This is a genomic window from Stenotrophomonas sp. Ker107b (genome assembly GCF_053847245.1).
Genome location: NZ_JBSPHX010000003.1, coordinates 435,172 through 456,843, shown reverse-complemented (window position 1 = coordinate 456,843; position 21,672 = coordinate 435,172). Strand labels below are relative to the sequence as shown.

Genomic DNA, 21,672 nt, shown 5'->3' with positions numbered 1-21,672 from the left:
CGCCTTTTCTTCCGGCGCGGCGTCGATCGACGAGTAGTCCTTGAACTCACCGCCAAAGCGCTCGGCACCGATCTTGGTCAGTGCGGCGGTCAGCGTGGTCTTGCCGTGGTCAACGTGACCGATGGTGCCGACATTGACGTGCGGCTTGGTGCGCTCGAACTTACCCTTGGCCATGGCTGCTTATCTCGAAATCGTCTGAATTGGTAGCACTTAGATGGTGCTCACGAAAGGAATCGAACCTTCGACCTCCTCCTTACCAAGGAGGTGCTCTACCGACTGAGCTACGTGAGCGAGTTTTGTATTATGGCACGAATTTGAATATATTCAAATTCATTCAATGGAGCGGGAGACGGGGATCGAACCCGCACCATCAGCTTGGAAGGCTGAGGTTCTACCATTGAACTACTCCCGCATCGGAAGCTCTTGCCACAACATGAAACTGGTGGAGGGAGGTGGATTCGAACCACCGAAGGCGTAAGCCAGCAGATTTACAGTCTGCCCCCGTTGGCCGCTTGGGTATCCCTCCTTACCACCCTGTCCCGTGGCGCCGAAGCGTTTTCGGTGTGGGGTGGAAGAGCCGTGAATTTTGGGGATAAACGGGGGTTCTGTCAACAACCTTTTTGAATTTTTTCACACGAATCTGCAATTGCCTTGTCGGGACAGGCTATTGGCCTGGCAACGGCAGGGTTTCGCTGGCGAAGATCGCCACGTGTGGCACGCCATCGGCCCCGATCCAACCGCGATACATGCCCTGCGTGTTGAACGGCGTCGCTGCGCGACCGTCGGCGGAGAGCACGATCGCCCCGCCATCGCCGCCGAGTGCGGGAATGCGTTCGTTGATCACGGCACGCCCGGCCTCCACCGGGCCCTGCTTGAGGTACTGCATGCGGGCGCAGATATCGTGCGCGGCCGCCGTGCGGATTTAGTACTCACCCCAGCCCGTGCCCGACACAGCGCATCCCGCGTCCGCATAGGTGCCTGCGCCGATGATCGGTGAATCGCCGACGCGGCCATAGCGCTTGTTGGTCATTCCGCCAGTGGACGTCCCCGCGGCGAGCTTGCCGTCCTTGTCGAGTGCAACCGCGCCGACCGTACCGAAGTGGCGCGCCGTTTCCAGATCGGCGTGCGCCTGCCCACTGGCCTCTTCCTTCAGGGCGTTCTGCAGCTGCTCCCAGCGCTTGTCGGTGCGGAAGTAGGACGGATCCACCAGGGTCATGCCCTGGCTGCTGGCGAAGGCCTCCGCCCCCTGCCCCACCATCATCACGTGCGGCGAATGCTGCATCACCGCTTCGGCGAGCAGGATCGGGTTGCGCACACGCTGCACACCGGCCACCGCGCCGGCCTTGAGCGTGGCGCCATCCATCAGCGACGCATCCAGTTCATTGCGGCCATCGTGGGTGAACACCGCCCCCTTGCCTGCATTGAAGGTGGGATCGTCCTCGAGCACGGTGATCGCCGCGGTGACTGCCTCCAGTGCCGGCTTGCCGGCGGCCAGCGCGGCGTGGCCGTTCAACAAGGCCTGCTGCAAGGCAGCGCGCGCGGCCTTTTCCTCGGCTGGCGACAGATCCTTGCGCTCCACCCCGGCCCCGCCATGGATCACCAGCACCGGCTCGGCCGCCGCAGCGCTGGCAGCCAAGGGGATCGACAGATACAGCGAGAGCAGCAACCTGCTGGAACGGGACATGGGCAAGGCACTCGGAGGGGCGGATGCCCATCATGGCGACGGCAGCGCACCGTGGGTAGGGCGGGCGGGTTGAAGCGCGGAAACCGTTGTGGGCATTGACGAGCCTGAACAGAATGGGCCTGAAAGCGCTTCCACCCTGTGCCAGAGAAATTGGCAGTGGTCAACCCCGTGAAAAAGGCGTTAAATGCGCGCCGTCCATTCGCGAAATGTGAATGGGGGACAGGCCTCCCTCGAGGCCGACACTTTCTTCTCGAGAATTCTCATGCGTAAACAGGCGATGGCGTGGTCGATCCAGCTGGCGTTGATGGGTGTGGCCGCAACTGCGGGTGCCCAGACGCCCGCCCCCGGGGTGCAGCAACTGGATACGGTGCAGGTCACCGGCTCGCGCATTCCGCGCGCGCAGGTGGAGGGGCCAGCCCCGGTCACCGTCATCACTGCCGAGCAGATCCAGGCCAGCGGCTTCACCAGCGTGCCGGACGTGCTGCGCTCGATGACCCAGAACGGCGGTGAGACCCAGAGCCAGCAGTCCTCCAGCGGCGCGGACTTCTCCCCCGGTGCGCAGCAGGTGGACCTGCGCGGCCTTGGCCCCAACCACACCCTGGTGCTGGTCAACGGCCGCCGCATCGCCGATTTCCCGATGCCCTTCCAGGGCCGCAGCAACTTCACCGACGTTTCCAACATCCCGATCGGGATGATCGAGCGCATCGAAGTGCTGACCGGCAGCGCCTCGGCGATCTATGGCTCTGACGCGATCGCCGGCGTGGTCAACTTCATCCTGAAGAAGCAGGTGGATGGCACCACGGTCGACATGCGCATGGGCACCACCAGCGAAGGCGGTGGTGAGTCCTTCGACATGAGCATCGCCAGTGGCTTCGACGCCGGCCGTTTCAGCGCGGTCTACAGCCTGGAGCTGCAGTCGCAGACCCCGCTGTGGGCCTATGAGCGTGGCCAGCAGGATTCCACGCTGGACGCGCCGACCGAGAGCGCCCGTGCCCTGCGCCGCGCCTACCTGCGCACCGACTACAACGACGACTACCTGGACCCGGGCCAGGCCACCTGCGATGCGCTGGCCGGCCAGAACAACGGCAGCACCCAGTACGCCGAGCGTGCGCGGTATGGCTTCTACTGCGGCAGCGACCGCTCGATCGGCTACGGCACGATCCTGAGCAAGCGCCGCGGTGCCAATGGCTATGCCTCGCTGCGCTACGCGTTCGACAACGGCGCGGAATGGTTCGCCGATGTGCAGATGGGTTACCACGACCTGGCGCTGATGCGCGATGTCACCCAGTGGGGCCGCATGGCCGCCGACGGCAATGAGGACGGCTACTTCTACAACCAGGCCACCGACCAGGTGGAGTTCTGGCAGCGCCAGTTCTCCCCCGAGGAAATGGGCGGACTCGACAACGGCATGGTGCGCAGCACCCAGAAGACCTTCAGCGTGACCACCGGCTTCAAGGGCGCGCTCGGTGCGGACTGGGAATACGAGGCCTCGCTGAGCCATTCGCAGTACCAGTCCAGCATCCGCTGGCCGCAGATCATCGCCGCCAAGGCCAATGCGCTGTTCCTGGGCGAGCAGCTGGGCGAGTACACCGATGACGACGACAACGTGTTCCCGGTGTTCAACGCCGACCCGGCGCGCCTGTACCGGCCGCTGAGCCGCAGCGAGTACGATTCGATCGCCGCGCGCACCACCTATACCCCGAAGTCGCGCACGGAGACCGCCGCACTGACCCTGACCAACGGCGAGCTGTTCGAGCTGCCGGGCGGCAAGGCCGGCTTCGCGGCGACCGCCGAGTTCGGCAATCAGTCCTACGCACTGAACCCGGACCCGCTGGCCACGCAGTACTACTACTACAGCTGGAAGGATTCGGACGGCCACGGCAGCCGCAACCGCTGGGCGACCGCGGCCGAGCTGCGCCTGCCGCTGCATGACACGTTCAACGTCAGCCTGGCCGGCCGCTTCGACCAGTACCGTTACTCGGGCAACACCATCGGCAAGGCGACCTGGAGCGGTGGCCTGGAGTGGCGCCCGATCGATACGCTGCTGGTGCGCGGTTCCTACGGCACCGCCTTCCGCGCGCCGGACCTGCACTACGTGTATGCCGGCCCGGGCAACGATGAAACCAGTGCCAACGACTATTACGCCTGCGCGGTGGACGGCGGCGATGACTGCTCGGATTACGAAGAGAACCTGATCCGCACGCGCGAAGGCAACCGCCAGCTGGACCCGGAAACCAGTACCTCGTGGAGTGCTGGTTTTGTGTGGTCGCCGGCAGCGGGTCTGGATCTGTCGGTGGACTGGTTCGATATCGACATGCGCGACCAGGTGCAGGACATGGATGTGAGCACCATCCTGCGCGACGAGGCGGCCTGCCGCCTGGGCGACGCGGACGCGGCGTCGCCGACCTGCGTGGATGCGATCAGCCGGGTTACCCGCACCAGTGATGGCCGCCTGTACGGCGTGCACGTGAGCCCGATCAACATCGCGCGCGAAACGACCCGCGGCATCGATGTGGGCCTGCGCTACCGCCTGAGCACCGGGATCGGTGACTTCATCCTCAGCGGCAACCACACCTGGGTGAAGACGCACGATTTCCAGCAGTTTGACGGCGATGTGGTCGAGGACCAGTTCGCCATCAACAGCGGTTTCGACATTCCGCGCACCAAGACCAGTGCGAGCGTGACCTGGGAAAACGCGGCGTGGTCGGCCACGCTGTACGGCTCGCGCCTGGGCAAACTGCCCACCTACGACAGCTACGACCAGAGTTTCGATCCGGACAGCGGCGACAGCCCGTGGATCGGCGCGACGTACCGGTACAACGTGTCGTTGCAGTACCGCTTCGATGATCATTCGCGCCTGTCGCTGTCGGTGGTCAACATCGCCAACAAGCTGCCGCCGAAGGATGCGACGTATACGCCGTATCCGTATTACGACGTGTCCTGGTTCGACACCGTGGGCCGGACGATCAACCTGCAGTACACCCACAAGTTTGGCGGTACGGCACTTTAATCCGCCGCCACCATCGCATCGCTGACGGGCCCGCCATTGTGCGGGCCCGTTGGTTTTCACCCCGCTGAACCGCAGCCATGCGCTCGCGCCTCGGCGCACGGTTTTAGGGATCGACTGATGGGCCTGCCCGCCTTCGCTTCCTAGCATGCGCGCATGCACCGTCTTCTGCCCCGACGCTCCTCCCTTGACGCCCCGGTGGTGGCGGCCAACGTATTGCTGCGCTGGCTGTCGCTCTGCGTGCTGTTCTGCCTGATCGGCACCGCAGGGTTCTACCTGCTGGCGCAGCTGAGCGATGATGTCTCGGTGCATCGCCGCGACATGAATGCCGCCGCCTACCGCGCCCAGCTGTACTTCGATCATCGCGAGGCGCTGTTGAACTATCTGGTGGATTCGGTGGTGGAGTCCTCGCCGTCGATCCCAGCCTCCGCACTGCCCCGTCCCGCCAGCCGGGACGACAGCGAGGTCCAGCGCCTGCCGCTGGGAACGGGTCGTGATGGCCGCCAGCTCACTCTGCTGCTGTCCTCACGCGCCGAGCGGACGCTGGCCGAGTTCAGCGCACAGCTCATCCACGTCAGCGCCGATCCGGACGCGCCGCGTCAGTGGCTGCACGGCCAGCGGACCCCGGCAACGCCCCCGCCGGTCGAGCTGACGGCCTCCCTTCTACGCGCACATGCCCTCCGTGCGGCGCCTGGCACAAGCGTGTACTGGCTGAGTTCCGACCGGCCAGGGGGCACCCTCTACCTGTTTCGGGCCGCCGACGAAGCGCCCGATCCCACGAACTGGCTGGTGCTGGCGCTAGCGCCAGGCGCTGTGGCAAGCATGGTCAATGGACAAGGCATCGAGGATTTCCTCCTGCTCGACGGCCGTAGCAAGCCAGTACTCTCCAGCCGAGCGGACACCGGTCCACCCGCGACCTGGCTGTACGGCCAGCGCGACGATGCGTTCGCCTTCGTCTGGGCGCGTGGGCTGCCGCAGGGGCTGGCACTGATCAAGAGTATCGGCCAGGACGGCTGGCGGCTTGTCTACCACGTTCCCTCCACCCTGCTGCTGCGCGACCTGGCCGGACACGCCGCAGTGTCGCTGCTGCTGTGCCTGGCCGCTGTATGCGCGCTGCGTGTGCTCATCCGACGCATCGACCGCCAGCTGATCCAGCCGGCCCATCAGCAGCACCTGCAGCTGAGGGACAGCTTCGACTTCGGCAGCACCGTGATCGAAATGGCGCCGGTCGGCATGTGCGTGCTGCGCTGCCACGACGCCCAGGTGATGCTGGAGAACCAGTTGGCCCGCGACTGGCTCGGGAGCGATACCCGCACGGGCGATTGGACCGGCGCCTGGCGCTGCGCAAGCGGCCCTGCCCCCTGTCGTTCGCACCGGCGCGGAGTCGACTTCACGACCCGGGATGGACGGCAGCTGCAGGTACTGTCCGCGGCCACGCGGTACCACGGTGATGACGTACTGCTGTGCGTGTTCAACGACATCACGCGGCATCGCCAGATCCAGGCTGCACTGTCCGCCGCCAAGCAGGCCGCCGATGAAGCCAGCCAGGCCAAGAGCGCCTTCGTCGCCACCATGAGCCATGAGATCCGCACACCGCTGTACGGGGTCCTCGGCACGCTGGAACTGCTGGGCAACACGCCGTTGGATTCACGCCAGGCGCAGTACCTCAAGACCATCCAGCAGTCATCATCGGTACTGTTACAGCTGATCAGCGACATCCTGGATGTATCCAAGATCGAATCGGGCCAGCTGACCCTGGCCACCGTGGCGTTCTCGCCACTGGAACTGGCCGAAACCACGCTGCGTGCCTATGCCGCCGCCGCGGCGCGCAAGCAGCTGCAGATCGTGGTCTGCACCGATCCGCGGCTGCCGGCGCAGGTGACCGGGGATGCCGACCGGATCCGCCAGGTACTGGGAAACCTGCTCAGCAATGCGATCAAGTTCACCGACAGCGGACGCATCGTATTACGGGTCAGGCTGCTCGCCTGCGAAGGCGGCACCGCCACCATGAGCTGGCAGGTCACCGACACCGGGATCGGTATCGCGGCCGCCGATCATCCCCGGCTGTTCGAGCCGTTCCGCCAGGCAGGTGCCCAGGGTCGCAACGATGGCACCGGACTGGGGCTGTCGATCAGCGACCACCTGGTGCGCCTGATGAACGGTGAAATGCGCCTGGTGAGCGAGCCCGGACTGGGGAGCAGCTTCACCGTGATCCTGCCGCTGGGCGTACAGGAGGGCACCCCGATCAACGCCGCCGCCGTGGATGACGGCCCAGCGCTGCTGCCGCACCCCCCGGTGTACGTGCGCTGCGCCATCACCGAGCTCACCGATAGCGCCTGTCAATGGCTGCAGCGCTGGGGCGCCACGGCACGACGCTACAGCGAGGACGCAACGGGTCCGATCGAACCGGGCGCGATCCTGCTTGACAGTGATCCGCGCGATGCCATTCCGGTCGAGTGGCCGGGCCCGCGCGTGGTCGCAACCGCCGACGGCGGCGACCCGGCCTGCGAGGATCCGATGCGCCCGGACCAGCTGACGGTCACCCTGCTCAGCATCCGTGCCATCGCCGATGCCGTGTTCCGCCTGCAACAGGGAAACCAGGTGACGGTCGCCACGTCGACACCGATCGTGTCTGCCCCGCTCGGACTGAGGGTGCTGGTTGCCGAGGACAATCCGATCAACCGGCTGATCCTCAAGGAGCAGCTGGAGACGCTGGGCTGCCACGTGGCGACCGCCTCCGATGGTCATGAGGCACTGGCCTGCTGCCGCGCCCAGCCCTTCGATGTGGTGTTGACCGACATCAACATGCCCGGCCTCGGCGGCCACGCGTTGACACGGCACCTGCGCCAGCAGGGCTACGCGACGCCCGTGATCGGCGCAACCGCCAATGCCACCCCTGACGAGCGCGAACGGTGCCTGGCCGAGGGCATGGATGACTACCTGGTGAAGCCGATCGATATCGCCACCCTCCGCCGTGCGCTGGGCGGATTGACCGCAGGAGCCATGGCATGAGCCACCAACGTGTACTGATTCTCGAAGACCAGGCCTTCCAGCGCGGGTTCCTCGCCAACATGTTCAACGCCGCACCCGGCGTCACCGTGGATACCTCGGGCGATGCCGCCGACGCGATAGAGATGTGCCACTGGCAGCGCTACGACCTGGTGGTGACGGACCTGATGATGCCAGGCGTGGATGGCATCCAGTTCATCCAGGCGCTGGCCGCACAGGAGCACAGGCCGATGCTGGCGCTGGTCAGCTCCGTGTCGCAGCGGATGATGGCCTCGGCGCGGCTGATGGCCGAGTCGCTGGGCATCACCGTGCTCGGTATCCTGCCCAAGCCGGTCTCGCCGGCCGACGTGCGTGAGCTGCTGGCACGGCTGGACGACGCCCGCAGTGGAGAAGGCCCCGCGCACGCGCCGGTCGAGGTACCGATCAAAGCAACCCGCGAACGCCTGCGCCGGGCGATCGATGACGGGGAGATCACCGCGTGGTTCCAGCCGAAGAAGTCGCTGGATTCCGGCCTGGTGGTGGCCGCCGAGGCGCTGGTGCGCTGGCGCCATCCCGAACATGGCACGCTGCAGGCTGGCCGCTTCCTGCCTCTGATCGAGCAGCACGGGCTCGAATCGGCGGTGCTGCGCCATATCCTCAAGGCCAGCATCCAGGCCCAGGCACGCTGGCGCGAGCAGGGATTCCGCATCCCGGTATCGATCAATCTGCCGCCTCACCTTCTGGAGCGAGGCAACCTGCCGGACGAACTGCTGGATCTGACTCTGCAACAGGGCGGCACACCGGCCGACCTGTGTTTTGAGCTGATGGAGAGCAGTACCACGCACCACGTCAGCGACTACTACGCCGGCGCGTGCCGCCTGCGCATGAAGGGCTTCGGGCTGGCCCAGGATGATTTTGGCCAGGGCTTGAGCACGGTGCACAACCTGGTCAGCACCCCCTTCACCGAGGTCAAGATCGACGGTGCCCTGGTCCGTGGGTGCGCGCGGGACCCCGCGTTGCACAGCGCGCTGGCGACGGTGATCGCGCTGGGCAGCAGATTGGGACTGAACATCGTCGCTGAAGGCGTGGAGACCGACGCCGAACTGGCTACGCTGCGCAAGCTGGGGTGCAACCAGGTCCAGGGCTTCCTGATTTCGCGGGCGATCCCGGCCGAGACGTTCGGCGCGCTGCTGGACCAGGAAAAGGCGGCGCACCGGCATACTGAGCTGGGCCAGCCGGGTGCACTGGCCCCGCGCTGAGGCGGTGTCCGCCCGCATTCACCACGTCGTCAAACCCTGCTCCGCATGCTTGGCGCGCAGTGCATGATCCAACGGGCAAGACGGCAGTGCGCTGCGGCCGGCGCCCTGAGCCACCATCACAGAGGGGACTTCCATGCCCGAGGCTGCACCCATCCGCCGACTCGCCCGCCGCTCCCTGCGCGTGCATGCGCTGCTGATCGGCGTCATCGTTCTGGCCACGGTGCAGGCAGGGCTGGTGCTGTCGACCACGCTGCAGCTGTTGAACGAAGAACAGGGCAAGGTGGACTTCCACTTCCGCCGGCTGAGTGGTGCGCTGCAGGAACAGGAACGCTTCATGCGGCGATGGCGTGCCCACGACCATGAGCGTGCGCCGGCACCGGGCGGGCCACCGGGCACGGTGCGCAGCGAGCCGCTGTCCCGTGTGCGTCAATCAGATAGCGCGACGCTCGCGTTCATCCCCTTCTCGGTCCTGCACGACGACACGCCGCCGCCGACGTCCGCCGCGTCACTCGGTGTGCGGTTCTCCGGCTTCTATGGGGCGTTCTGGGCGGAATCGCTGTACCCCTCACCGCGCTGCCTGCTGGTCAGTGGCGAGGGAACCGCCGGGCTGCTGGTGCCCTTGACGGTCGATGACATCGATCCGGTGCGCCCCTCGTCGGCATCGTCGCAGGCGCTTCTGCACTACATCCACGCGGTAGCGGCCAGTGTGTCCTTGCAACGTGGTGATGTGCGCTGGTTCCAGCGCGACCCGGGCGACGGCAACAATCGCCTTCTCTCGATCGCGCAGGCGCCGCAGGACATCAGCGCATGGGGCGATGTGGACGCGGCGGCGATGCCAGCGATCGCATGCCTTCTGGACCTTTCCCGCCTCGATGCGCACCGTCAGATTCTCGGCGAGGCGATCTACGATGAGCTGTCCATCATCGACCCGAACGGCCGACCCGTGCACGGCCCTGCCCTGAACGGCGATGGCCGCGGCGCGGAGCGCAGCTTCACGCCAACGGGCGTGGTCTACCGCATGCGAACCAGTGACGGCTGGCAGGCGGTCTATCAGGTGCGGTGGGCGCGCCTGCTGAGCCATCCGCGCGGCCCCCTGATCGGCAGTGTGGTCGCCGCACTGTTGCTGGCCCTCGGTGGCGTGCTGGTGCTGCGCAGCTATCGGCGATCGGTACTGGTACCCCTACGCGAGAACCACGAACGTCTGTTGGAAAGCGAAGCGTTCAGCCGCACCGTGCTGGACGCCGCACCGATCGGCTTGTGCCTGCTGCGCCGTCGCGACGGACAGATGATTCTCGAAAACGCGCTGGTACGCAGCTGGCTGGGGGAAGACCAGGATGCACCCGGCTGGCACGGGGTGTGGCGCGACGACGCACTGGCCGACGTGGATGCGCAGCGGCCGGCCGCGCAACCGTACACCACGCCCGACGGACGCCACCTGTTGATCACCGCCACGGCCGCTCGCTACCGGGGCGAACCGGTGATGCTGTGCCTGTTCATCGATCTCACCGCTCAGCATGAGGCCGAACAGGTCCTGCAGCAGGCCCGGGTGGCGGCCGACCAGGCCAATCGTGCCAAAAGCCTGTTCCTGGCCACCATGAGCCATGAGATACGCACGCCGCTGTACGGGGTACTGGGAACGCTGGAGCTGCTCGGTCTGACGCCACTGGACAGCCGCCAGCAGGAATACGTGGGGACCATCCAGCGATCGTCATCGACCCTGATGCAGTTGATCAGCGACATCCTGGATGTCTCCAAGGCAGAGGCCGGCCAGTTGGTGCTGGAGCCGGTGGCGTTCTGCCCTGCCGGTCTGACCGAGGACGTCGTGCGCTCCTATGCGGGATCGGCCACGCGCAAGCGGCTGCAGCTGTATGCCTGCATCGACAGCCATGTCGCCGCGCTGGTCATCGGCGATGCCGCGCGGATCCGGCAGGTGCTCAACAACCTGATCAGCAACGCGATCAAGTTCACCGATGTGGGTCGCATCGTGGTACGTCTGCGTGGACTCAGCGAGCCGGGCGAGCTGCCGCAGCTGGGATGGCAGGTGGCCGACACGGGGATCGGCATCCAGCAGGAACACCAGCTCCGCCTCTTTGAACCGTTCTACCAGGCCAACCCGGCCACCGATGCGATGCGGGGAACCGGCCTGGGACTGGCGATCAGCGCCCATCTGCTGGAGCTGATGGACAGCGAACTGCGGGTGGTCAGCGACAGCGGGCTGGGCAGCAGCTTCAGCTTCGACCTGGCGCTGGCAGAGAGCCCCGAGCTGCCGGAGATCCGCCCCACGTTTGCGCAGCATCCTGCGGTTTACGTGCGCTCCTCAGTGCGCGAACTGGCCGAGAACCTGTGTGAGCGCCTGCGCCAGCGTGGCGCTGCGGCGCAGGTCTATCACCGCGAATCGGCACAGAATTTCAACCCGGAGACCGCCATGCTCGACGCTGTTCTGGACGAGCCCGTTCCGGACTGGCCCGGACCCCACGTCGTGGCCAGGACAGATGGCGGCGACCACCCCGAGCTGATCGACGGACGATGGGACGTGGCGTTGCACAACCTGGATGCGATCGTGGATGCGCTGCTGATGGCTGGCGGTGATGACGCACCGCTTTGCGTACCGGCGCCCGCACCGCAGTTCCGCCGTCTGGGACTGCACGTGCTGGTCGCCGAGGACAATCCCATCAACCAGATGATCCTGCGCGAGCAGCTGGAACAGCTCGGCTGCCACGCCGTGGTCGCAAGCGATGGCGACGAAGCCTTGGGTTACTGGACGCAGCGCCGGTTCGACGCCGTGCTGACCGATGTGAACATGCCGCATATCGACGGGTACGCCCTCACCCGCCAGCTGCGTGCCAAGGGCGTGCGTGTCCCGATCATCGGTGCGACCGCCAACGCGGCGCCCGAAGAGCGTGAGCGCTGCCGCAGCGCAGGCATGGACAGCTGCCTGGTGAAGCCGATTTCGCTCCAGGCGCTGTATCGCCAATTGAGCGGCGTGGTTGAGCGGGAGCCCCCGATCACGGCCGATGCTTCACCAGGTCACGATATGCCGGGCGATACCATCCTCGTCCCCGACCATCTGCGTGCACTCTTTCTGACCACCATGCGCAGCGACCTGCGTGAGCTGTCCCACGCGATACAGGCTCGTGACGCCGTCGCGGCGGGACAGATGCTGCATCGCATCCGGGGCGCATTGGTTATGGTGTCGGCACAGCCGTTGGTCGACGCTGCCGAGGCGATCGAAGATAGACTCGCCGCAGGTGCCGCAGGTGCCGCGGTGGACGCGTGCGGTGCGTTCCTGGCGCGCCTGGAACACGCATTGGTGCGACTGGAAGGCTCGCCGCCGGGAACCCTGGATGTCCCTTGATTGCTACTACCGGTGCCGAGAACACGCATGCAGACCAAGATCGTCATTGCCGATGACCACCCGATCGTTCTGGCGGGTATCCGCGATGTGATCGAACGGGACCCGCGCCTGCAGGTGGTGGGTCAAGCGCAGAACCCCACCGCGCTGGTCGAGCTGATGCAGACGCTCGGTCCGGACATCGTGATTACCGATTACAACATGCCAGGCGATGACACGCTGGGCGATGGCATCAAGTTGATCTCGTATCTCGACCGCAACTTTCCAGACACGCGCATCCTGATCCTGACCATGGTCTCCAATCCGTCGATCATCGCCGAGATGTACCGGGCCGGTGCGAGTGGCGTGGTACGTAAAAGCGGCGATCTCAAGGAACTCAACGTCGCCCTCGCCTCATTGCTGGCGCAGCGCATCTACCGCTCGCCGGACCTGCCTCGCGAGGACGCTCTGCCCGCGACAGGCGATGCATCGTCGGCGTCATTGCTGTCGCCGCGCGAGTTCGAAGTCATCCGGTTGTTTGCCAACGGCCAGAGTGTGGGCGACATCGCAAGGCGCCTGAATCGCAGCAGCAAAACCGTCAGCACCCAGAAGGTCAGCGCGATGCGCAAGCTGGGCGCCAAGACCGACCAGGAGCTGATCACCTTCTGCCTGGCCTCGGACCTGTTCAACTGAGCCGCGAAGGCCGGTGACGGCCGGGTGCACCGCCCGCGCAGACATGCGGCAACTGACTGGCGGCCCAATCCCAGCGCCTGCCTGAAGCAGTTTAAGGATCGCCTGATGTCAGCAGCGGCACCCACTGCCTAGCCTGTGCATACCGGTGGCGCAACGGTCGTGCCTGATCACGGCAGTGCCCTGCGCCTTCGCCGGTACGGCTTCAAGGACGCCCCTGAGACACGCACTTGCGTGTCGTGGCGATGGCATCGCCATCTTGCCCTCCTCCCCCGCGCCTTGTCGCCATGCAGCGTTGCCGGCCATCTCCGGTGATGCCCCGAAGGTGATCGCCAACGTGGCGATCGTCATGGCCTGCAGACGCACCGGGTGCACGCCGGGCGGCTGCCTTGCAACGAGATAGGCAGGATGAACAGAATCTACCGATTGGTACGGGATCCCGTGAGTGGACGCTGCGTGGTTGCGTCCGAATATGCCCAGCGGCGCGGCACGCACTCAGGCGTGACCGCCACGCGTGGCGGTGGCCTGTCGACACGGCTGGCGCTGTGCGTCGCGCTGCTGGCGGCGCTGCCCGCCGCCGCGGTGGAGTACACCACCCCGATCACGGTCAATGCCGGCGACGCGTTCGATCTGGCCCGTGGTGACAGCGTAATCCACGCCGGCAGCAGCTATGCCGTCACGGTGCAGGGCCAGGATGCCGCGCTGACCAGTACCGACCTGGACCTACGCGTGACCGCCAATGGCAGCGGCATCGGCGCCATGTCCGGCGGCAGTGCAGTGATCAACGGCGGGCACCTGCAGTTGGGCGATGGCAGCGCCAGCGTTGGCTATGCGCTCAACGCCAGCGGTGCCGGCAGCGTCATCCGCGCCGACAACCTGGTCATCGATGCCTACCGCAACGGCTCGGGCTACGGCACGGTCAATGCCACCGGCGGCGGCAAAGTCTGGCTGACCGGCGGCCACGTGAGCAGTGCTGGCCATGCGCTTTACGCCACCGGGAGTGGCAGTGAACTGCATGTTGTCGGCACGGGTATCGACAGCGGCGCCAACAGTGCCGTGCAGGCGGCATCCGGCGCGCTGTTGTCGATGGAATCACTGCAGCTGACCTTTGCGCCAGGCAACAACGGCTTCAGCGGGCGCCTCTCCTCCAGTGATACTGGCAGCGTGCTGTCGCTGACCGATGTCGATGTCACCAACGGCTACTTCGATATCAGCAGCGGCGGCCTGCTGCGCATGAGCGGGGGCAGCGCCACCACGACGGGTGGCAGTATCCGTCTACTGGGCAACAAGACCAATCGGCTGTACGCAACAGCCGACGTGACCGGGGGCCGTTTCGAGACGACCGGTGGTTACGGCGTCAACATCAACGACTGGGGCCGGCTGACCGCCAACGGGGCGCATTTCACTGTGCGTGACGGGCAATCCGGACTGTGGTTGTCCAGCTCGGCGTCGCTGGCAGATCTGACCGATACCGTGATCAGCACGTACGGCACCAATGGCTATGGCCATGGCATCGATGTCTGGGGCGGCACTGCAACGATCAACGGCGGCAGCATCGACACCCATGGCGACGGTGTGTACGGACTCCGCGCGTCGGGCAGCAACCCACCAACGCCGTACTCCCGTATCCGCGCCAATGGACTGGATATCACCACCTACGGCAATGGCGGTGGCGGTGTGTTCCTGGGCGGCAGTACCGCAGACGTTCAACTGGACGGCGGCCACATCAACGTGCTGGGCGATGCGTCGTTCGGCATCGTGCAGATGAATACTGCGGTACTCACCGCAGACAACGTCGCGGTCCATGCGCAGGGAGCCGGTTCCGGTGTCTACCGCTCCTACATCACGGTGTTCGGTCCGTACTGGAACCGGCTGGCATTGAACAACAGCCAGCTGCAGACTGCGGACGGACCGGCGTTGTGGCTGCAGGGCAGCAATCAGGATCTCACCCTCACCGATACGGATGTGATCGCGCGCCAGGCCGGTGCGGTGGAAGGCGGCCGCCTGCTGCGTGTCAGCGACACCGTGTTCACCGATGGCAGCTCGGTGGCGACCTCCGACATCCTGTTCACCGCTGACAACAGCCGCCTGACCGGCGATGTGGTCGTGGACAGCGCCACCGCCAACGTACGGATGGCCCTGGGCAACGGCAGCGTGCTGAGCGGCGCACTGCGCAGCGACAGCGGCTTCCACGTGGCCTCGCTGTCACTGGATGACAGCAGCCGCTGGAACCTGCGTGGCGACTCCACCGTGGGCACGCTGCAGCATGCCGGTACCATCGCGTTCGTCGCGCCCACGCAGGACGACTTCAAGACCCTGACCATCACTGGCGATTACCTCGGCAACGGCGGCACCTGGGTGATGAACCGCCAGCTTGGCGATGACAACTCCCGTGGCGATGCGCTGGTGATCCAGGGCAACAGCAGCGGCACCGCCAACGTGAGGGTCGACAACGCAGGCGGTGCAGGTGCACTGACCAGCGAAGGCATCCGCCTGATCAGCGTGGCCGGCCAGTCGGAGGCGCAGTTCACCCTGCAGGGCCGCGCGGTTGCAGGTGCGTACGACTACTTCCTGTACAAGGGGGGCGTGGCCGATCCGGATGACGGCAATTGGTACCTGCGCTCGGTGTATGTACCGCCCGTTGATCCGGTTGAACCGGTTGATCCGGTCGATCCGGTTGATCCGGTCGATCCGGTCGATCCGGTCGATCCGGTTGATCCGGTTGATCCGGTTGATCCGGTTGATCCGGCGAATCCCCTTGCACCAGTGGATCCCGTGGATCCAGCACGCCCTGATCCGGTTGACCCGGGGACACCACCTGCACTGAAGGTGGAACGTCCGGAGCCCGCCGTCTATCTCGCCAACCAATCCACCGCGCTGCGCATGTTCCAGCACAGTCTGCATGATCGTGCGGGTGATCCCATGCGCGTCCCATCCGACGACTCCCCCGGCGCGCTCGCCTGGGCAAACGTGCGCAGCAGCACCATGGATCGCCACGCTGCGGGGGAGCAGGTGCGCGTGGACAGCCGCGTGGACAGCGTGATGATGGGCGTTGGACATGCTCTTGCCGAAACCGCGGGTGGCCAGCTGCAGGTTGGGTTGATGGGTGGACATGGCCGCGCCACCAATGACGCCACCTCGCGGGTGACCGGCTACACCGCGCGCGGCGTAGTGTCCGGTACCAGCCTGGGCCTCTACGGCACTTGGCTGCAGGAGGCCGGCATCCTTCCCGGTGCGTATGTGGACAGCTGGTTGCAGTACGCCCATTTCCGCAACCGCGTGCAGGGCCAGGGCCTGGCCGAGCAACGGTACCGCTCACGCAGCTGGAGTGGCTCTGTGGAAGGCGGCTATACCCTGCCATTGCACAGCAATGGGCAGCGGGGTGTATATCTGGAACCGCAGCTGCAGGTGATCCACAACCACTACAACGCCGATGAGGTCGTCGAGAACAATGGCACGGTCGTGGAAAGCCGCCGCGTGGGTGGCACCAGCACCCGGCTCGGCGCGCGCCTGTATACCCGCGCGCTGACCCGGAAGCAGGGTCAAGTACATCCCTTCGTCGCGGTGAACTGGTGGTCGGGCGGCAATGCGTCGGCGATCGCGGTGGACGGCGAAGCGATCCGTCGTGATCTGCCTGACGACCTGTACGAGGCCAAGGCCGGCGTGCAGGTCAACCTGTCCGGGGGCTGGCGTGGTTGGGGCCAGATCAGCCACCAGACCGGCAGCCAGGGCTATCGCGATACCAGCGCACAGCTGGGTGTTTCCTTGAACTGGTAACGGCTTGCCCGCTTCCGGTCATGTGACCGGAAGCGGGCAGCGCACCGTTTGGGGGCCGCTGGGGAGTTCTGTCCCGGCGATGCGGCCCGGCCGCGCCTCCAGGCGCAGGACGCTACGCGACATCCGGCGTGGCGGGCGATGGAAGCAGCAGTCGGTTCGTCAGCCAATAGGCGGTCACCAAACCCGCCAGCGTCAACACGCAGGCCGCGGTGATCGGCAGCGTCCCATTCGCGCTCAGTGTCCAGTACAGCACCTGCAAGGCGCTGTGCGTCCGCTCATCCGCGGAATAAGGATCCGGACTGAGCAGCAGGACGATGATCTCCAGCCCCAGCACCCAGGTGCTGTAAAGCAACGGCACAGCGGCGGTGGCCAGCCCCAGCCGGATGCACCAGGCAAGCAGGCGCGTGCGCGCCGGAACAGCCGGGATGGCAGGCGGTAGCGGGCGACTGTTGTAGCGCAGACACGCGGCCTTGGCGACACTGGCCAACCACCACGACGCGCCGGCCAGCAGGAGCGCGATCGCGGTGATCACCTGGGTGCCGGAGGTCAATCGCTCATGGAGAAAACGCAACGTGGCGTCGGCCATGGGTCGCTGATCGATCAGGATGGCTATGTAAGCGTATCTGTGCGCATCCGGCTGCACGGCGAAGGCGAGCAGCACCGCCAGCACCGCGATGGCGCTGCAGACCAGAACGGCGGTAACCAGCAGGAACTGGGAGAGCACGCTGCGTGCAGATTCGCGGGGTAGATCGGTCATGGAGCGGCGTCCGTGTCGGGGCCACAGTATCGGTTGTGCGCAGCGGGTGTGGAAGGCGACGTGGCACTTGTGCAGTGCGGTTGACGTGCTCAGGCGAGACGGTTCCACGTTGTCACAAGGTCATGGGGACAGCGTGGAGGAATGAACACCCTCTTTTTCCACACGCCATGTGGAACGACACATGCAAATCATGTGGATAAGCGGCGGCGAGCCGTTTGCCAGAAGGCTTTGCGGTGCATGGTGAATTTTTATCCAGATACCCATCGCGGTTTTCCACACACTCCGTGGAAAGCGATGGGGGTTTGCTGTGGACAACCCTGTGTGAGCGATGCACTGCAACGGTTTTCAGTGGTGGTCAGAAATTGTCCACGTCGCTTGCGGGCGGGTCAGATGGGTTGCCGGCCAGCGGCCGGCACTACCGCGCGCGGGTTTTGCACATGGTGCGTGGAGAGGCGTGGGGGTTTGTTGTGGACAAGTCAGGCGGAGGCATACCAGGCAAGCATTTCGATGGCTGGTCATTTTTTATCCAGCCTGTTCATGGCGTGGAAGGCGCTTCCCCCAAACGCAAACGCCCCGCTCAAGGCGGGGCGTTGCGGACCTCAACGTGCGATGGAATCAGACGTTGAAGCGGAAGTGCAGGATGTCGCCTTCCTGGACACGGTATTCCTTGCCTTCCAGGCGCAGACGACCCGCTTCCTTGGCACCGGCCTCGCCCTTGTACTTGATGAAGTCGTCATACGCGATGGTTTCGGCGCGGATGAAGCCCTTCTCGAAGTCGGTGTGGATGACGGCCGCGGCCTGCGGGGCGGTGGCGCCCTTGCGCACGGTCCAGGCGCGGACTTCCTTCACGCCAGCGGTGAAATAGGTCTGCAGGCCCAGCAGCTGGTACGCGGCGTAGATCACGCGGTTCAAGCCCGGCTCGGACAGGCCCAGGTCGGCCAGGAAGGTGTCGCGGTCTTCGTCGTCGAGCTGGGACAGCTCTTCTTCGATCGCAGCCGAGACCGGCACCACCTGCGCGCCCTCTTCGGCGGCACGGGCGCGCACGGCATCCAGATGCGGGTTGTTCTCGAAACCGTCTTCCAGCACGTTGGCGATGTACATCACCGGCTTGAGGGTCAGCAGGAACAGGTCACGGACCAGCGCCTTCTCTTCCTCGTCCAGGCCGGCGGTGCGACCCGCCTTGCCGTCGGCCAGCGCGGCCTGCAGCTTGGCCAGCACCGGCTTGCGGGCTGCGGCTTCCTTGTCGCCCCCCTTGGCAGCGCGCTCGGCGCGGTTCAGCGCCTTCTCGACGCTGTCCAGATCGGCCAGGGCCAGTTCGGTATCGATGGTGTCGATATCCGAGAGCGGGTCGACCTTGTTGTTGACGTGGATGACGTCGGCATTCTCAAAGCAGCGCACCACGTGGGTGATCGCATCCACTTCGCGGATGTGGGCCAGGAACTTGTTGCCCAGGCCTTCACCACTGGCCGCGCCGGCGACGAGGCCGGCGATGTCCACGAACTCGACCGCGGTCGGGATGACCTTCTGCGGGTTGATGATGGCCGCCAGCTCGTTCAGGCGCGGATCCGGCACCGGCACGATGCCGACGTTCGGTTCAATCGTGCAGAACGGGAAGTTGGCCGCCGCGATGCCCGCCTTGGTCAGCGCATTGAACAGGGTCGATTTGCCGACGTTGGGCAGACCGACGATGCCGCATTTGATACCCATCTTTGACAACCTCTGGGGTGAAAGTGATTGGGGAAACAGCGACGTTCGGCGCTGCTTTTCCAATCATTTTCCGTAGCGACCAACGGTCGGTACCTACCGGTAACGTCAGTCACCGGTTACGTTATTTCGGGGTGTGCAGCCGCTTCATCGCTTCGCTGAAATCGCCCTTCACTGCCAGCGGCAGGACGTCGATCGCATCGTTGACGGCATGACCGATCAGCACATCATCGTCTTTGCTGGCACGCCCCAGCACCCACGGGACCACGCGGTCCTTGTGGCCGGGATGGCCGATGCCGATGCGCAGGCGGTGGAATCTGCCATGGCCGAGCAGACGGATGGTGTCGCGCAGGCCGTTCTGGCCGCCGTGGCCACCGTCGAACTTGAGCCGTGCCACGCCGGGCGGCAGGTCCAGCTCGTCGTGCGCCAGCAGCGTTTCTTCCGGTTCGATCTTCCAGAAGCGCTGCGCCGCGGTGACCGATTTGCCACTGAGGTTCATGAAGGTGGCGGGCTTGAGCAGCCATACCGGCTGGCCGGCGATATCGACCTTGGCGGTCTCGCCGAACAACTTGCTGTCCACGCTCCAGCGCGCGCCGGCCTGTTCAACCAAGGCGTCAATGAAACGAAACCCGGCATTGTGCCGGGTCTGGGCGTGCTCGGGTCCGGGGTTGCCCAGACCAACGATCAATCGCAATCCTGTCATTACTCTTCTTCGTCGGTACCCGCCCTGTGCCGGTACATACAGAAACGGCGCCTGCCCCGAAGGACAGGCGCCGCAATCACTTACTCTGCAGCCGGCGCTTCGTCGGCAGCTTCTTCCTTGCCGAGCTTGGCGGTGACGATCGCATCGTCATGGTCCTTGCCCTGGGCCAGCGCCGGGATCTCGACGCCCTTCGGCAGCTTGATGTCCGACAGGTAGATCACGTCACCCGCCTTCAGGTCGGCCAGGTCGACGTCGATCGATTCCGGCAGGTCCTTCGGCAGGCAGGTGATGCTGACTTCCTTCAGTTCGTGGGTGACCACGACGTCGGCAGCCTTGCCAGCCGGCGAGGTGTCTTCGTTGATGAAGTGCAGCGGGACGTTGGCGGTCAGCGCTTCGTTCTCGTTCACGCGCAGGAAATCCAGATGCAGGATCAGCTGCTTGAACGGGTGGCGCTGCATGTCACGCAGCAGCACCTTGGTGACCTTGCCATCCAGGTTCAGGTCCAGGATGGACGAGTAGAACCACTCGTTCTGCTGGGCCAGCCAGATTTCGTTGTGGTTGAGCTGGATGACGCTCGGCTCGACGTCGCCGCCGTAGATGATCGCCGGGATCTGGCCAGCGCCACGCAGGCGGCGGCTCGCACCCTTGCCTTGCAGTTCGCGCTGGACGACCTTGATTTCATGATTCTTGGCCATGCTGATTTACTACCTTCGTTGTTTGCCGCGCCATGATGGCGAGGCGATGAGGGGAGATCCGCGACCAGATCTCCCCGGGAAACCACCCACCGTTGCCGGTGGGCGGAAAAATCAATCCACGTACAGCGAGCTGACCGACTCACCGAAGGCGATGCGGCGCATCGTCTCGGCCAGCATTTCCGCCACGCTGAGCTGGCGGATCTTGCTGCACACCCGCGCCTCTTCACGCAGCGGGATGGTGTCGGTCACCACCAGCTCATCGAGCTGGGAGTTGTTGATGTTGTCCACCGCCGGGCCCGAGAGCACGGCGTGGGTGCAGTACGCGGCGACCTTGAGGGCGCCACGCGCCTTCAGGGCTGCAGCGGCCGCACACAGGGTGCCGGCGGTATCGACGATGTCATCGACCATCACGCAGGTCTTGCCTTCGACGTCACCGATGATGTTCATCACGGTGGAGACGTTGGCGCGCGGGCGGCGCTTGTCGATGATCGCCAGATCGGCATCGTCCAGGCGCTTGGCGACGGCGCGCGCGCGCACCACACCGCCCACGTCCGGGGACACCACGATCAGGTTTTCCGTGCCGTAGGCGCGCCAGATATCGGCGAGCAGCAGCGGCGAGGCGTATACGTTGTCCACCGGCATGTCGAAGAAGCCCTGGATCTGATCGGCATGCAGATCCACCGTCAGTACCCGGTCAGCCCCGACAGCGCTGAACATCTTTGCGGCCACCTTGGCGGTGATCGGCACGCGCGAGGAGCGCATGCGGCGATCCTGGCGCGAGTAGCCGAAATACGGCACCACGGCGGTGACACTGTTGACCGAAGCGCGCTTGAGCGCATCGATCAGGACCAGCAGTTCCATCAGGTTCTCTGCGCTGGGTGCACAGGTCGGCTGGATCACGAACACGTCCTGCTTACGGACGTTCTCCTCGATCTCGACCTGCACTTCACCATCGGAGAAGCGCGACACCAATGCCTTGCCAGGCCGCACCCCCAGTTCCTTGCAGATGCTCTGCGCAAGGCGCTTGTTGGCGTTGCCGGAAAATACCAGCAGGTTGGGGTGTTCTTGCATCATGAC

Annotated in this window: 12 protein-coding genes, 3 tRNA genes and 1 pseudogene; 6 read left to right on the top strand and 10 right to left on the bottom strand. The window is 65.3% G+C overall.

The genetic code is table 11. The features are described 5' to 3' along the window. The 5 genes and pseudogenes from ACWV8V_RS17320 to ACWV8V_RS17300 form a co-directional block, all read right to left on the bottom strand. Positions 1-174, bottom strand: a 174-nt coding sequence (locus ACWV8V_RS17320) for a GTP-binding protein (RefSeq protein ID WP_239503271.1), incomplete at its 3' end; no start/stop codon positions are given. 41 nt (positions 175-215) lie between these two features. Continuing rightward, positions 216-291: transfer RNA gene (locus tag ACWV8V_RS17315), tRNA-Thr, on the bottom strand. Positions 292-338: 47 nt separating this feature from the next. Further along, a tRNA-Gly gene (locus ACWV8V_RS17310) sits at positions 339-412 on the bottom strand. A gap of 28 nt (positions 413-440) precedes the next feature. Next, positions 441-526: transfer RNA gene (locus ACWV8V_RS17305), tRNA-Tyr, on the bottom strand. Between the two features lie 138 nt (positions 527-664). Further along, positions 665-1,684 (bottom strand): annotated as a pseudogene (locus ACWV8V_RS17300) (isoaspartyl peptidase/L-asparaginase family protein). 262 nt (positions 1,685-1,946) lie between these two features. Here ACWV8V_RS17300 and ACWV8V_RS17295 point away from each other — a divergent pair. From ACWV8V_RS17295 to ACWV8V_RS17270, 6 genes are all read left to right on the top strand, one after another. After that, on the top strand, positions 1,947-4,694 hold the full coding sequence (locus tag ACWV8V_RS17295; protein ID WP_259262122.1) for a TonB-dependent receptor plug domain-containing protein: 2,748 nt from the start codon (positions 1,947-1,949) through the stop codon (positions 4,692-4,694). Between the two features lie 153 nt (positions 4,695-4,847). Further along, the gene (locus tag ACWV8V_RS17290) at positions 4,848-7,703 is read left to right on the top strand and encodes a response regulator (RefSeq protein WP_455900302.1); all 2,856 of its coding nucleotides are present in this window, start codon (positions 4,848-4,850) and stop codon (positions 7,701-7,703) included. After that, positions 7,700-8,938 (top strand): EAL domain-containing response regulator, encoded by a 1,239-nt coding sequence (locus tag ACWV8V_RS17285; protein ID WP_259262124.1) that lies wholly within the window; start codon positions 7,700-7,702, stop codon positions 8,936-8,938. Before ACWV8V_RS17290 ends, ACWV8V_RS17285 begins: the two co-directional genes overlap by 4 nt. Before the next feature lie 133 nt (positions 8,939-9,071). Next, positions 9,072-12,293 carry a response regulator gene (locus ACWV8V_RS17280; RefSeq protein ID WP_455900301.1) on the top strand — a complete coding sequence of 1,074 codons (3,222 nt, stop codon included), beginning with the start codon at positions 9,072-9,074 and terminating at the stop codon, positions 12,291-12,293. Between the two features lie 27 nt (positions 12,294-12,320). Then, the gene (locus tag ACWV8V_RS17275) at positions 12,321-12,962 is read left to right on the top strand and encodes a response regulator (protein WP_455900300.1); all 642 of its coding nucleotides are present in this window, start codon (positions 12,321-12,323) and stop codon (positions 12,960-12,962) included. 405 nt (positions 12,963-13,367) lie between these two features. Beyond that, entirely contained in the window at positions 13,368-16,736 is a 3,369-nt protein-coding gene (locus ACWV8V_RS17270) for an autotransporter outer membrane beta-barrel domain-containing protein (protein ID WP_455900299.1), read from the top strand. Between the two features lie 112 nt (positions 16,737-16,848). Here the strand turns inward: ACWV8V_RS17270 and ACWV8V_RS17265 are convergent, their stop codons facing one another. The 5 genes from ACWV8V_RS17265 to ACWV8V_RS17245 form a co-directional block, all read right to left on the bottom strand. Beyond that, positions 16,849-17,493, bottom strand: coding sequence for a hypothetical protein (locus ACWV8V_RS17265; protein ID WP_259262128.1), 645 nt, complete (start codon positions 17,491-17,493; stop codon positions 16,849-16,851). Positions 17,494-18,108: 615 nt separating this feature from the next. Continuing rightward, positions 18,109-19,200 (bottom strand): redox-regulated ATPase YchF, encoded by a 1,092-nt coding sequence (gene ychF / locus ACWV8V_RS17260; protein ID WP_088434937.1) that lies wholly within the window; start codon positions 19,198-19,200, stop codon positions 18,109-18,111. A 121-nt stretch (positions 19,201-19,321) separates the two neighbouring features. Further along, positions 19,322-19,900: an aminoacyl-tRNA hydrolase gene (gene pth, locus ACWV8V_RS17255; RefSeq protein WP_121044551.1), complete on the bottom strand. Its 579-nt coding sequence runs from the start codon at positions 19,898-19,900 to the stop codon at positions 19,322-19,324. An 80-nt stretch (positions 19,901-19,980) separates the two neighbouring features. Further along, positions 19,981-20,595, bottom strand: coding sequence for a 50S ribosomal protein L25/general stress protein Ctc (locus tag ACWV8V_RS17250; RefSeq protein WP_102789571.1), 615 nt, complete (start codon positions 20,593-20,595; stop codon positions 19,981-19,983). Positions 20,596-20,706: 111 nt separating this feature from the next. Continuing rightward, a complete protein-coding gene (locus ACWV8V_RS17245; protein WP_026070235.1) occupies positions 20,707-21,666 on the bottom strand; it encodes a ribose-phosphate diphosphokinase in 960 nt (319 codons plus the stop codon). Between the last annotated feature and the right edge of the window lie 6 nt (positions 21,667-21,672).